Source organism: Mesohalobacter halotolerans (genome assembly GCF_006120725.1).
Classification (GTDB): domain Bacteria; phylum Bacteroidota; class Bacteroidia; order Flavobacteriales; family Flavobacteriaceae; genus Psychroflexus; species Psychroflexus halotolerans.
On sequence record NZ_SWMU01000001.1, the window covers coordinates 494,770 to 508,529 of the forward strand.

Consider the following 13,760-nt stretch of genomic DNA (forward strand, 5'->3'; position numbering starts at 1 on the left):
TGTAAATTTAGATAATTTCAGCATTAATTCCTTCGTCTAAAATTTTTGAGCATCTTGGTTTTAAATCTTTGAATTCACCAGATTTCACGGCACATTTTCCATTATAATGTATAATTAATGTGCATTGTTCAGCTTGAATTGGATTGTGGTCACAAGCTTTAATCAGTGTATCAATAACATGGTCAAAGGTATTGACTTCATCATTGTAAACAATGATTTCATGTTCTCGAGATACCTGCTCTTCTACAATTACATCGTCTTGTATTTGTTCTTTCTGACTCATGGTACAAATATAAAAGTAAAACTTAAACTTTCACATATTTAGCACAAATCCACTCGTTTTTTAATTGGTGTTTAACATAATTCAAACCTAATTGCTGACAAACGTCATCAATTTTTTCTAGATCTTTATCATAAAAACCGCTGAGAAACATCATTCCATTTTGTTTCAAGTGTCGGTTATAAATGGGTAAGTGTTCTAAAAGGATATTTCGATTGATGTTAGCCAATACAACATCAAATCGGCCTTCAATAAGCTCTTCGCCTCCCTGTTTTACATTTATGTTTTCACATTCATTTCTCTCTTTATTTTCTAAAGTATTAATAAAACACCATTCATCTATATCTATAGCTAAGATAGGTTTTGCGCCTAATTTTTCTGCCAAAATTGATAATACACCAGTACCACATCCCATATCTAAAACCGATAAATTGTTTAAACTTTCTTCTAAAACCATTTGCATCATCATATGTGTAGTGGGGTGATGACCTGTGCCAAAAGACATTTTGGGTTCAATTATCAATTCGTATTTTAAATCAAATTTCTCGTGAAATGGTGCGCGGATCACACAGTTTGGAGTAATGTGAACAGGTTTAAAGTTTTCTTCCCAGGCTTGATTCCAGTTGACATCTTCAATATCATGTATGGTATACTCCAATTCAAAATCGGGATTTTTAAATAGTTGGCAATCTTCAATAGTTATTGTTGACAATTGCTCAGTTTTAATATACGCCTTGAGGTACTCAACCTCTTCTATGAAGCTCTCGAAACCAAGCTCGCCAAGTTGAGCAATCAAAATTTGTATGCCATCTTCTTTTGGTTTTACCTTAAAGCGAACTTCAGTATATGTCATCTTTCAGCTTTAGAACGCATTAATAATACTCACAAAATCATCGGCTTTTAAGGAGGCACCTCCTATTAAACCACCATCAACATCAGGCTGAGAAAAAATTTCTTTGGCATTGTTGGGCTTTACACTCCCGCCGTAAAGAATAGAGGTATTTTCTGCGATTTCTTCAGAATATTTATCGGCTAATAGTGAGCGAATAAATTTATGCATCTCTTGTGCCTGTTCGGGAGAGGCCGTTTCGCCGGTCCCAATAGCCCACACGGGTTCATAAGCCAAGACCACCATTTCAAATTCTTTTTGATTTAGTTGAAACACCGAATCTTCAAGTTGTTTTTTGACGACATCAAAATGCTTTTCGGCTTTGCGGTCTTCTAAAACCTCACCACAACAAAACATCAGTTGCATGCCATCTTGAACCACTTTAGAGGATTTTTGAGCTAGCATTTCGTGATTTTCACCAAATATAGAACGACGCTCACTATGACCAATAATGACAGTTGATACGCCAACACTCTTTAGCATTTCGGTGCTAACTTCTCCAGTAAATGCACCATTACTTTCAAAATGTGCATTTTGCGCAGCTAAGCCAATCGGTGAAGATTTGACGTGCTCATGGACAGGATATAAGTTTGGGAATGTAGGCGTAATTATGATTTCTACATTTGAATCATGAGGAATTTTTGCAAGCAAATCTTTGGTCAAAGCTTGAGATTCTTCGAGAGTTTTATTCATTTTCCAGTTTCCGGCAACAATGTGTTTACGCATAGTATTATGATTTTAATTAAGTTGAAAATCGTATTCTTGGGTCGAGCCAAGCATATATTATATCTACAAATATATTGATAATGATAAACATAAGTGCAATGATAAGTACTGCACCCATAATAATAGGTAAATCTAAGGTTTCTAAAGCGTTAACAATTTCTTTGCCTAAGCCATTCCAACCAAAAATATACTCGACGAATACGGCTCCGGCTAGCATAGACGCAAACCAGCCCGATATGGCTGTGATTACCGGATTTAAAGCATTTTTAAGCGCGTGTTTATAAATGATTTTGAATTCAGATAGCCCTTTAGCTCTAGCAGTTCTGATGTAATCTTCCTGTAATTGTTCCAATAAGGCATTCCGCATGAGTTGAGACACCACAGCCAAAGGCCTTATGCCTAAAACCACAGCCGGTAGTATTAAATTTTTTAATATTAAATGCCGCTGTTCACCAAAATCATCCAGCTCGTATAGGTTGCCTGTCATGTTAAGACCTGTTAAATCTTTAAGGACATAAGCGAAAAACCATGCAAATAAAATGGCGCTAAAAAATGAGGGAAGACTCATCCCTAAAGTACTTAAAATCTGAATACTTTTATCTAAAACAGTGTCTTGAAAAATAGCTGAAAAAACACCTAGTAAAATACCTATTAATAAAGCAATGCTAATCGCACTTATCGCCAAAACAGCAGTATTAGGTAAGGTTTCTGCAATGATTGAACTGACAGACCTGCCGTTTTGCTGAAAGGATTCTCTAAGATAGGGTCTTTTTAAAACAACATCATAGCTTGAAATTTTAAATAGTTGAATGGCACTGTATTTCTCTGAATTTAATGAAGTATAATGGTCTTTATCTTTTTTGTGAAATGATAATGGCGACAAATCGTTTAAATAGTATATGTATTGCACTGAAATGGGTTGGTCAAACCCGTATTTTTGTTTGACTTTATCAAGCTGTTCTTGGGATTGATTCTGGCCTAACATCATTTGAGCAGGATCGCCGGGTAAAACTGAAAACATAAAAAAAATAACCGTTACAACACCAAATAAAGTGAGTAAGGCGTAACCTATTTTTTTAAATACTAAAATTAGCAAGGTTGTATATTTTAAATTCCAGTTGAGTGTAATCTAAAACTCTAAATCTTCAGCATCATGCCAGTGCACCTTTTGTTTAATAACACCTTTATTTAACACTAATAAACCTGGATTTGAGCGCACAATGGTTTTGATTGCGGTTTCGTCAGCAAAATAAAAATCAAGCTCAGTTTGTAAGGCTTCATTAATTACATTTTGGGCTTTTTTGCCAGACGACGTTAGAATAATGACTTTGTAGTCACTAGTATTTGCCTTTTGAAGAACCGGCTTTATCGCTTTCCAAGTCTCAATATCACTTTTAGTCAAATTATAAGCTGCTACCATGAGTAATTTGGGTTCGGCCATTAAGCTTTCAGTATAATCTTCTCCATTTTTTTCTAATGAAAAGTCATGAATTGGTGGAGTATAACCTTTGTCAACCAACTCAGTTTCGTAATCTATCAATTCTCCTTCAACCTGTGGGTAGCTGCCTTGGGTTGTGATAATTTTTTCCTCACCATCTATATCAAACTTCCAATGATAGTTGTAAATTGCTTTTTTAGCACCTTCAGGAACAGTCATAGACTCGGGAATATTAGCTCCAATATGGTATGGTCTAAAGTCGACTACAGGTAAGTGGTTTAAACCGTGATAACTCAAATAGCCACTTATAATAAAAGTAACTAAAAAGACAATGAAAGCAAGAGGTTTAGGTAAAATAGGTTTGAGGTATTGCTTTTTTATAAACAAAAAGAGAATTAAAACCAATAAAACCACATCTTTATAAAAAGATTGCCAAGGCGTTAATGGAATGGCATCGCCAAAACAACCACAGTCTGTGACTTTATTGAAATAGGCAGAGTAAAAGGTTAAAAATGTAAAAAACACAATCATTAACAATAAACTCCATCGGGTAAATTTGGGCGCAAACCCCAATAATAAAGTCACCCCGAGTAAGAGCTCAAAAATGACAATAAACACAGCTAGTGGTAAAGCCAAAGGCACTAAAAACTCTAACTCTAAAACGCCAGGACCAAAGTATTCTTGTAATTTATAAGAAAAGCCTAAGGGATCAACCAATTTGACATAACCACTAAAAATGAATAATGCACCTACTAAGACTCTAGCAAGCTGATATATGTATTTCATGTTTGTATTATTTTGATTCTGTTATTAAAATTAAAGCAAAAACCGCATAATTGAGCATGTCTTGATAATTGGCATCTACACCTTCACTGACTTGAGTTTGGCCTTGATTGTTTTCAATTTGCTTCACTCTCAGTAATTTTTGTAATATCAAATCCGTGAGTGAACTCACTCTCATCTCTCGCCATGCTTCACCATAGTCGTGATTTTTATTTTCCATCAGGTCTTTAGTTGCCTTTACCACTTGGTCATAGAGCTTGGTCGCTTCTTTAACGTCAAGGTCGGGTTGCTCCGCAATGCCTTTCTCAAGTTGAATTAAAGCCATTACCGAATAATTGATAATCCCTATAAACTCGCCTTCAATATTATCAGCTATTTTTTGAGCTTTACCATGTTGTAAGCTTCTTATACGTTGAGCTTTGATGAAAATTTGGTCGGTAAGTGATGGTAATCTTAATATACGCCATGCACTGCCATAATCTGACATTTTTTTTACAAATAAATCTCTGCATGTATTGATAACATCATCAAATTGCTGTGAAGTATTGCCCATTCTATTTCAAATTAAAACTCAAAGATAAAACACAAGTCATAAACACGCTCTTTTTTTTAAATTAAAAGCCAAATTGCTTTTTGAAGTTAAATATCTACTTAACAGAAGTTAAAATTTAAAACTCCTATTGCACAAATAGATAGTTGTTTATAGTTTTATAAAAAAATGGAAAGATGAAAAGGCTTAATTTACTAGAGAAATTAAAAAATGAACGTGCTAAAGCAAATGAAGAAAAGCTATTAGAAAGCGTAAAGTCCTTCTTAGAACAATTGCAGGATGAAGATGATAGTATTAAAAAACAGGTTTTAGAGGATAGTAATTCAGATGATAGCGTCAATAATTTTGTTTTTGATAATCTCGACTCTAACCGTATATATCATATTTCTCAAATTGAGCAGGTTTGTGTGAATTATCGCTTAAGATTTTTGAATTCTAACCTTTTTAAAGGAGACTTACCTCAAGAAGCGATTCAAGAAATTAAGCGCCTAAACACTGAACACGATACTGAATTAAAAGGCTTTAAAATTATGGCGCCATCAAAACTATTCAAACTAGAGAATGCAGATGATCCAGTCTTAATGGCTCCTATGGGGAACAATTACTATTATTTCATTCATAAATGGGGGAATGATTTGCATCCTTTAAGACGTTTTTTGGTATGGCCGGTTAAAACTTTAGAAAATTTTATTTTCTCGATGTTTATTATCAGCTTGGTAACTACAGCTTTAGTGCCAAAAGGTATTTTTATAGATGAACAATCCGGTACAGAATTTTTCCTACTGTTTATATTTATGTTCAAATGGCTACTGGGAATGGCACTCTACTACGGATTTGCCAAAGGGAAAAACTTCAACACTGCGATATGGCAAAGTAAATATTATAACGCATAATATTATTGTATGATTATTTTACAATTTTTAAAATACCAGCTCTCGCCTGAACAATTTATCAAATTCTTTTTTAGTTCTTATAAAAAGAAGTTGAAGTCTCAATTACTTTCCAAAACACGTCAAAAGAAGACATGCTATAAGACAAAAAAGTGCTTCGCTTTAAAGTCTAAAATAGCTGTATAATTATATCTCACATACATTTACTATTTTAGCCCGATTAAATTAACTTTTAAACGCAAAACTCTTATTTAAAATTTTAAAAATGACTAATGCAAACCTCCTAAATATATCAAGCAAATATGGAAGTCCTGTCTATGTATATGACAGTGAAAAAATTATATCTCAATACAAACGCTTGACTAAGGCTTTTAAAAACGTAGAAAACTTACGTTTACATTATGCAGTAAAAGCACTTTCAAACCTTAGTGTTTTAAAGTTATTTAATAATCTGGGCAGTGGGTTGGATACCGTTTCTATACAAGAGGTAAAATTAGGAATTAAAGCCGGTGTAGACCCATCCAAAATCATTTATACACCCAATGGGGTTTCGCTTGAAGAGCTCGAAGAAGCAATTGGTTTAGGAGTTCAAATTAATATTGATAATTTAGTAATTTTGGAGCAATTTGGCACCAATCATCCTGATGTTCCTGTCTGTATTCGGATTAATCCTCATGTGATGGCCGGTGGTAACACCAATATTTCTGTAGGTCATATCGATTCTAAATTTGGTATTTCAATTCATCAAATGCCTCATGTTTTGCGGATTGTAGAAAACACCAAAATGCATATCAATGGTGTACACATGCATACGGGTAGTGATATTTTAGATATTGATGTTTTTTTGCACGCCGCTGAGATTCTATTTGAAGTGGCAGAAAATTTCAAGGATTTAGAGTTTCTAGACTTTGGAAGTGGTTTTAAAGTCCCTTATCACGACAATGATATCCAAACCGACATCGACGAATTGGGCAAAAAACTGTCAAAACGCTTTAATGACTTTTGTAAATCTTACGGTCGTGACTTGACTTTAGCCTTTGAACCGGGAAAATTTCTAGTCAGTGAAGCCGGTTTTTTTCTTGTAAAAGTCAACGTAGTCAAACAAACTACCTCTACTGTATTTGCCCAAGTAGATTCCGGTTTTAACCATCTTATTCGCCCGATGTTATACGGCGCGCAACACGACATTATCAATGTCTCGCATCCCAATCGTAAGAAACGTTTTTATTCTGTCGTAGGGTATATTTGTGAAACCGATACATTTGCTAATAATAAGATGATCAGCGAAATCAGTGAAGGTGATATTCTGGCGTTTAAAAATGCCGGGGCGTATTGCCAAACTATGGCAAGCAATTACAACTCTCGATTTAGACCAGCTGAAGTCCTGTGGTACAAAGGTGAAGCCCATCTCATCCGTGAACGTGAAACATTTGAAGATTTAATCAAGAATCAAAAAATGGTAGAATTTTCTTAGCCGTTATAGAATCAATACATTTTAGATGCTTAAGCCGTGTTGAAACACTAAAAAGCTTAATTCAATTTTCAGGTTTAGATAAAATGGCAGCTGTTTTCATAAATATCTAGGGCTAAAAATAAGTTTTGTTGAGGTTCAAAAATTTATTTTTCGTTTTACTTTAGCAAGATGGATTTGGATTTTACGGATTTTTCAAATTGGTTTGCTTCAAAAAATTGGAAAGTTTTTGATTTTCAAAACCAAACCTGGCAAGCTTATGCCAAAGGTAAAAGTGGTTTAGTCAATGCGCCAACCGGAAGTGGCAAGACTTATGCGCTTTGGGTGCCTATTTTGGCCGAAATCAGTCAAACGTCAAAACAACAAAAAGGGTTAAAAGCCATATGGGTTACACCTTTACGCGCTTTAGCTTTAGATATTAAAGCCTCTGCTGAAAATTTAATAAGCGATTTAGAATTAGATATAAGTGTTGGTATCCGAAATGGAGATACTTCTCAAAAGGAGCGTCAACGCCAAAAGCGTAACATGCCTGATTTGTTGATTACTACACCTGAAAGTTTACATTTGTTGTTGGCCACAAAAAACTATCCTAAACTCTTTCAACACTGTAAAGCCATTGTAGCTGACGAATGGCATGAATTGCTTGGCACTAAACGCGGTGTTCTGGTAGAATTGGCTTTGTCTAGATTGAAAAGTTTATCACCACTCAAAGTTTGGGGAATTTCAGCAACTATAGGCAATTTAGACCAAGCCATGCAAGTCCTTTTCGGTGATGACCACGAGGTTTTTGAAACTGAAATGGTCATTGCCGACATCCAAAAGGAAATCGAAGTTAAAAGTATTTTACCCCAATCTATGGATAAATTCCCCTGGCGAGGTCATTTGGGCTTGCATTTGCTTGAGGAAATTGTCCCGATTATTAAAAATTCAAAAAGTACTTTGATCTTTACCAACACGCGCTCTCAATGTGAAATCTGGTTTCAAAAACTATTAGAAAAGCACCCTGAATTTGCAGGAGATTTGGCTATGCACCATGGCAGTATCGATAAGCAAACCCGATTGTGGGTAGAACACGCATTGCGAGACCATCAACTCAAAGCGGTGGTATGTACCTCAAGTTTAGATTTGGGAGTTGATTTTGCACCGGTAGAAACCATCATTCAAATCGGCGGGCCGAAAGGTGTCGCCCGATTTATGCAACGCGCCGGCAGAAGTGGTCACAGACCCGGCAAAAAAAGTCGGATTTACTTTCTGCCAACCCATGCCATCGAACTCGTAGAAGCCCTAGCCCTTCAAAATGCTGTAAAAACTAAAACCGTTGAAGAGCGATTACCGCATATTAATTCTTATGATGTTTTGGTACAATACCTCACAACTTTAGCCATTTCAGAGGGATTTCGTCCTCAACAGATATATGAAGAGGTCAAATCGACATTTTGCTTTCAAGACCTTGACCCTGATATTTGGCAATGGGCTTTAGATTTTATAACAACAGGAGGCAGTTCATTAGAAAACTATACCGATTACCACAAAGTTATTATCGACGAGGATGGGCTATATAAAGTCAAAAACAGAGGAGTAGCAATGAGGCACCGCCTTCAGATTGGGAGTATAGTAAGTGATGCGGTTTTAAAAGTGAAATACATGTCCGGGCGATTTGTGGGAAGTGTGGAAGAGTGGTTTATTTCCAAACTCAATCCCGGCGATGCCTTTACATTTGCGGGAAAGACTTTAGAATTAGTACGCATCAAAAATATGGAAGTTTACGTACGTAAATCTAAAGCTAAAAATGCCAAAGTGCCCAGCTGGATGGGTGGTCGATTGAGCTTATCCTCACAAATGAGTGAAAGTTTACGACAGGAACTATATCAGCTGAAACGAGAAACCGATTCGCCGGAATTTCAAAGCTTAAAGCCCATTTTAGAGCAGCAGCAGATGGAGTCCATTATTCCAGATGCCAATGAATTTTTGATCGAGATCTTTAAAACGCGTGATGGCTTTCATCATGTATTTTATCCGTTTGAAGGCCGATTTGTGCATGAAGCCATGGCGAGTTTAGTGGCTTATCGCATCAGTTTACAGCAGCCCATCAGTTTTTCATTGGCCTTTAATGACTATGGTTTTGAGCTTTTGACTGATAAACGCATTGGCTTAAACGTACTTCAAAATCCTGACATTTGGCAAGTCCAAAACGTCAATACCGATTTGTATAAAAGCCTTAACGCTACTGAAATGGCCAGGCGAAAGTTCAGAGATATTGCGGTGATTTCCGGTTTGGTATTTTCGGGTTATCCCGGTAAAGTGATTAAATCTAAGCATTTACAATCCGGATCACAATTGATTTTTGAAGTGTTTAGAGATTATGAACCGGACAATCCGTTGTTTTTGCAAGCTTACCGCGAAACCTTTGAGTACAGTCTGGAAGAAGGCCGATTGCTGAAAGCTTTAGAGCGCATCAATCGGCAGCAAGCTGTGATCAAATCCTGTGAACAACCAACGCCCTTTTCATTTCCCATCATCACAGACCGACTGCGAGAAAAATTGTCTTCAGAAAAATTGGAAGACCGGATTAAAAAGATGATTAAGCGACTACAGAGAAAATAGAATTAAAACAGTAACCCTTAATTGAGTTTTTTTATTTCTCTTCCTCAATCTCTCTTATCAAATACACAAAGACCGGAAAGTGATCGCTATAGCCTCCAGAAAATCCGCCGCCGGAAAAGCTTCTAAACGGATAACCTTTCCATCGGCCTCTGGGATTTTGTAAAAACGTGGGCGCAAAAATACCAGACTTAAAATAACGGAACTCCGAGTAATCTTCACTGTTCAACAAGGGTTCAGTAAAGAAGATCTGGTCAAAAATATCCCAGCTCCCGCGATACGCTATGGTTCCACCGCCTTTTTTGCGAATTTCTTCATAAGGATTGTAAAACTCTTTTAAACCGACCTCGTCTTTGTCAAATTTTGCACCAATCACTTCAGCAACACTTTTATTGTATGGTCCGTCATTAAAATCGCCCATGACCATAATTTTGGCATAAGGATCAAGGACTTGTAAGGAGTCTATAGCTTTTTTAGCCACTTTTGCTGCTGCAACACGCCCGGGTTCTGAACGCTTTTGACCACCACTTCTCGATGGCCAGTGATTGACAATAAAATGGAAGTCTTCACCTCTCAATTTCCCTGAAACAACGAGGACATCTCTTGTTTCATTACGGTCAGACTTGTCATTGTTTTTATAAATCAAGACCTCATGTGCTATAGAATTTGTAGGAATAAATTGTGACTTTTGATACAGTAGCCCTGTGTCAATACTCCTCTCGTCTGGCGATTCGTGATGTACTATTCCATAATTATAGGGCCTTAACCTTGAGTGGTTGACTAAATCGAGAAGGACATCGTCATTTTCGACCTCGCATACGCCAACAATAGCAGGAGGCATTCCCGTAAAATCAGTTCCAATTTTTGAAATCACTTTAGCCATATTGGCAATCTTCTTCTTGTAAACTTTAGGCCTCACGGCGGAGTCCATTTCCATTATGGGTGAGCGTTCATCCAATTTATTAGGGTCATTTTCAACGTCAAATAAATTTTCTAAGTTGTAAAACGCTACAGTCTCAACTCTGTACTTTTGGTCTTGAGACCAAGTCAAGAAACTAGTCAAGAAAAGGATTAGTACTAAAAAGGAAGGGATGTTTCTAAGCATGTAAATATTATTTAATTGTAAATTTTTCGGTTCAAAAATAGTCAATAAATAAATATTAAATACATTTGCAGCAAAATCATAATATTTTCTTAAAGAGATTGGTCCCATATAACATATCCAAAATGAACAAATCAATTTTTCTTCCCTTATTTCTGTTTTTTTCAGGTCTAGTTTTTAGCCAGCAAACACTTGTAACTGGAGTTATTGTTCAAGATGCTGATGAGCAACCTATTCCAGATGTAGAAATAAGTATAGAAGGTACAGTACTTAGTGTAAAAACTAATAACAAAGGTGTATTTAACTTAAAAGGTGATGAATTACCGCTTGGAGAGCAAGTCCTATTAGTTGATAAAGAAGGATTTGTTTCTAAACGCTATCCTATTATTATCAACGAAGGTGAAACCCTAGATTTAGGCACTTTATATTTAAAAGTCGATATCAGTGAAGAAACTGAACAAATTGGTGTTATCAGTTTATCGGACAATGAACTGGCGGGAGATGACAATGTTTTGTTTAATGTTTCCGGTCTATTACAATCTACAAGAGATGTGTTTTTAAGAGCAGCTGCCTACGACTTCAGTGCAACCTTCTTCAATCCACGTGGGTATGACAATGCTAGAGGTAAGGTCTTGATTAATGGTATGGAAATGAATAAATTTTCAACCGGAAGACCGCAATGGACGCAATGGGGCGGTTTAAATGATATCCAAAGAAACAGAACCTTGAGTATGAATACCCATGCCAATGAATTCCAATTTGGAGATTTGGCGGGAACGACCAATATTGACATGAGAGCTTCTGGTCAACGTAAAGGCGGTCGAGTATCTTATGCAACATCAAACCGCTCTTATCGAGGACGAGTTATGGGAAGTTATAATTCTGGAATCTTATCCGGTGGTTGGTCTTATTCAGTGTTAATGTCCAGACGTTTTGGAGACGAAGGCTTTCAAGATGCGACTTTATACGATGCCAACTCTTTTTCAGCTTCTGTAGAAAAACAATTTAACGATAAACACAGCTTAAATTTTACCGGGTTTTACACGCCTAACCGAAGAGGCTTATCCAATGCCATTACTCAGGAAGTTGAAGACTTAAAAGGTCGACGCTATAATCCGGAATGGGGCTACCAAAACGGTGAAAAACGAAACGTAAGAATCAGAACCATAGAACAACCTGTGTTTATGTTAAACCACTATTGGGATATCAATGAAGATATTTCTTTAAATACTAATGTGGGTTACCAATTTGGGACAATAGGAACGACACGTGTCGATAATGGAGGAACTCGAAAAGTTGAAACTTCAGATGGACAAGTGGCCTACTTAGGTGGCGCAAGAAACCCAACGCCGATCTATTACCAAAATTTACCTAGCTATTATTTGAGGTTTCCGAATCCAAGTACGACAGATTATGCCAACGCTTATTTAGCACAGCAGGAATTTATAAATGATGGTCAATTTGATTGGAATGCCGTATACACCGCAAACCAAAATGCTCTACAAACAGGTGGAAATTCAATTTATATTTTAAAAGAAGATGTCGAAGATGAAAATATGATATCCTTTAACTCTATTTTAAACGCAAAATTAAAAGACAACATCACCTTGAATGCAAGCCTAGATTATAGAAATAGTAAAATAGAAAATTATGCACAGGTCAATGACTTACTTGGTGGACAACAGTTCTTAGATGTCGATTTCTTTGCAGATGAAGATGCTCAAGCTGCAGGAGTAGACCCTTTTGCACTAGCACAATCTGATGTAAGAAACCCCGATAGACTTGTTGTAGAAGGTGATCGCTATGAGTACAATTTTGAATATGATGTACAAGAATACAACGCCTTTGCACAAGCTCAATTTCAATATTCTTGGGTAGATTTTTATGCAGGTGCAAATTTTGGTCAAACTACTTATCAGCGCACAGGTTTATATGAAAACGGTTATTATCTCGGAGATTTATCTTTTGGTAAAGGTGAAAAACTAGAATTTGATAATATTGCGGCAAAAGCAGGAGCAGTGTTTAAAGTTGAAGGTGGTCATTATATTGATGCTAATGTAGCTTATATGGAACAAGCACCAACTTTAAGAAATTCTTATGTCAATCCGAGAATTAATCATTTAATTGTCGACAACCTCAAAGAAGTGGTTTCCTCCCATGCTGACTTAGGCTATGTCTACCGCTCACCAATAATACAAGCAAGATTAACTGGCTTTTACACAAAAGTTGAAGATGAAACCAATGTTGGGTTTTATTTTAGCCAGGATGATGCTACAAGTAACTTTTTGCAAGAAACCATGAACGGTATTGATAGAGTTCATTTGGGGGCAGAGTTTGGGATTGAAGCCCAAGTGACGCCAACCATTAAACTTAAGGCGGCGGGAACCTGGGGACAACACACCTATGACAGCAACCCCAACCTAGAATTGTATAGTCAACAATTGTTTGCGCAATTTGATCCGGAAGTGAATACTAACACAGACCCTTTAACATTTGGTGATGGCACAGCCGCCCTTAAAGACTATAAAGTAGAAGGTGGTCCACAGCAAGCCTATCAATTTGGGTTTGAATACCGTGACCCAAATTTCTGGAATATTGGTATTACAGCAAACCATTTTTCTCATGCATATGTGAGCCCTAGTGCAATACAACGTTCACAAGGATTTGCTAATGATAGTGATGGTTTGCCTGTCAATAATTTTGACCCAGATATAGCAAAAGAACTTTTAGAACAAGAAGATTTTGGAAGTTATATGCTCTTTAATGCCATTGGTGGTAAGTCTTGGAAAGTTGGGGATTATTACATCGGTTTCTTTGCCGTGATCAACAATATTTTTGGTGAAGACTATATTACAGGTGGTTTTGAGCAGGGTAGAATTGGAAGTTATCAAGGGCTATTAGAAGAAAGTAATAGGCCAGGTGGTCCGCTTTTTGGCAATCGATACTTTTTTGGAAGAGGAACGACTTATTACTTAAATTTTTACGTAAGATTTTAATAAAAAACTATAAAACATTTTTAATTTTTAGACG

The 13,760-nt window shown here is 36.5% G+C and carries 11 protein-coding genes; 4 read left to right on the top strand and 7 right to left on the bottom strand.

The window, feature by feature from the left end; all coding sequences use genetic code 11:
* Positions 1-7 precede the first annotated feature (7 nt).
* Genes FCN74_RS02350 through FCN74_RS02375 form a run of 6 tightly spaced genes read right to left on the bottom strand, consistent with a single transcriptional unit; the run spans position 8 to position 4,669 of the window.
* On the bottom strand, positions 8-283 hold the full coding sequence (locus tag FCN74_RS02350) for an ATP-dependent Clp protease adaptor ClpS (protein ID WP_138930984.1): 276 nt from the start codon (positions 281-283) through the stop codon (positions 8-10).
* A gap of 22 nt (positions 284-305) precedes the next feature.
* Positions 306-1,133 (bottom strand): 50S ribosomal protein L11 methyltransferase, encoded by an 828-nt coding sequence (gene prmA, locus FCN74_RS02355; protein ID WP_138930985.1) that lies wholly within the window; start codon positions 1,131-1,133, stop codon positions 306-308.
* Positions 1,134-1,142: 9 nt separating this feature from the next.
* A complete protein-coding gene (tpiA, locus tag FCN74_RS02360) occupies positions 1,143-1,895 on the bottom strand; it encodes a triose-phosphate isomerase (RefSeq protein WP_138930986.1) in 753 nt (250 codons plus the stop codon).
* A gap of 16 nt (positions 1,896-1,911) precedes the next feature.
* Positions 1,912-2,991: an ABC transporter permease gene (locus FCN74_RS02365; protein ID WP_246062535.1), complete on the bottom strand. Its 1,080-nt coding sequence runs from the start codon at positions 2,989-2,991 to the stop codon at positions 1,912-1,914.
* A gap of 33 nt (positions 2,992-3,024) precedes the next feature.
* Positions 3,025-4,119: a BT_3928 family protein gene (locus FCN74_RS02370; RefSeq protein ID WP_138930987.1), complete on the bottom strand. Its 1,095-nt coding sequence runs from the start codon at positions 4,117-4,119 to the stop codon at positions 3,025-3,027.
* Between the two features lie 7 nt (positions 4,120-4,126).
* Positions 4,127-4,669: a DUF1599 domain-containing protein gene (locus FCN74_RS02375; RefSeq protein ID WP_138930988.1), complete on the bottom strand. Its 543-nt coding sequence runs from the start codon at positions 4,667-4,669 to the stop codon at positions 4,127-4,129.
* A 173-nt stretch (positions 4,670-4,842) separates the two neighbouring features.
* Between FCN74_RS02375 and FCN74_RS02380 the strand changes: the two genes are divergently transcribed.
* The 3 genes from FCN74_RS02380 to FCN74_RS02390 all read left to right on the top strand — a co-directional run bounded on the left by FCN74_RS02380 (position 4,843) and on the right by FCN74_RS02390 (position 9,631).
* Positions 4,843-5,559 carry a hypothetical protein gene (locus FCN74_RS02380; RefSeq protein WP_138930989.1) on the top strand — a complete coding sequence of 239 codons (717 nt, stop codon included), beginning with the start codon at positions 4,843-4,845 and terminating at the stop codon, positions 5,557-5,559.
* 262 nt (positions 5,560-5,821) lie between these two features.
* Positions 5,822-7,030 (top strand): diaminopimelate decarboxylase, encoded by a 1,209-nt coding sequence (lysA, locus tag FCN74_RS02385; RefSeq protein WP_138930990.1) that lies wholly within the window; start codon positions 5,822-5,824, stop codon positions 7,028-7,030.
* Between the two features lie 168 nt (positions 7,031-7,198).
* The gene (locus FCN74_RS02390; protein ID WP_138930991.1) at positions 7,199-9,631 is read left to right on the top strand and encodes a ligase-associated DNA damage response DEXH box helicase; all 2,433 of its coding nucleotides are present in this window, start codon (positions 7,199-7,201) and stop codon (positions 9,629-9,631) included.
* Between the two features lie 31 nt (positions 9,632-9,662).
* Here FCN74_RS02390 and FCN74_RS02395 read toward each other — a convergent pair whose 3' ends face one another.
* A complete protein-coding gene (locus FCN74_RS02395) occupies positions 9,663-10,733 on the bottom strand; it encodes an endonuclease/exonuclease/phosphatase family protein (RefSeq protein ID WP_138930992.1) in 1,071 nt (356 codons plus the stop codon).
* 122 nt (positions 10,734-10,855) lie between these two features.
* Between FCN74_RS02395 and FCN74_RS02400 the strand changes: the two genes are divergently transcribed.
* Entirely contained in the window at positions 10,856-13,726 is a 2,871-nt protein-coding gene (locus FCN74_RS02400) for a peptidase associated domain and porin domain-containing protein (RefSeq protein WP_138930993.1), read from the top strand.
* Positions 13,727-13,760: the final 34 nt, after the last annotated feature.

Coding starts and splice junctions, on each gene's coding strand:
- FCN74_RS02400 (WP_138930993.1), top strand. CDS start 10,856: ATGAACAAATCAATTTTTCTTCCCTTATTTCTGTTTTTTTCAGGTCTA.
- tpiA (WP_138930986.1), bottom strand. CDS start 1,895: ATGCGTAAACACATTGTTGCCGGAAACTGGAAAATGAATAAAACTCTC.
- lysA (WP_138930990.1), top strand. CDS start 5,822: ATGACTAATGCAAACCTCCTAAATATATCAAGCAAATATGGAAGTCCT.
- FCN74_RS02395 (WP_138930992.1), bottom strand. CDS start 10,733: ATGCTTAGAAACATCCCTTCCTTTTTAGTACTAATCCTTTTCTTGACT.
- FCN74_RS02390 (WP_138930991.1), top strand. CDS start 7,199: ATGGATTTGGATTTTACGGATTTTTCAAATTGGTTTGCTTCAAAAAAT.
- FCN74_RS02370 (WP_138930987.1), bottom strand. CDS start 4,119: ATGAAATACATATATCAGCTTGCTAGAGTCTTAGTAGGTGCATTATTC.
- FCN74_RS02375 (WP_138930988.1), bottom strand. CDS start 4,669: ATGGGCAATACTTCACAGCAATTTGATGATGTTATCAATACATGCAGA.
- FCN74_RS02350 (WP_138930984.1), bottom strand. CDS start 283: ATGAGTCAGAAAGAACAAATACAAGACGATGTAATTGTAGAAGAGCAG.
- prmA (WP_138930985.1), bottom strand. CDS start 1,133: ATGACATATACTGAAGTTCGCTTTAAGGTAAAACCAAAAGAAGATGGC.
- FCN74_RS02380 (WP_138930989.1), top strand. CDS start 4,843: ATGAAAAGGCTTAATTTACTAGAGAAATTAAAAAATGAACGTGCTAAA.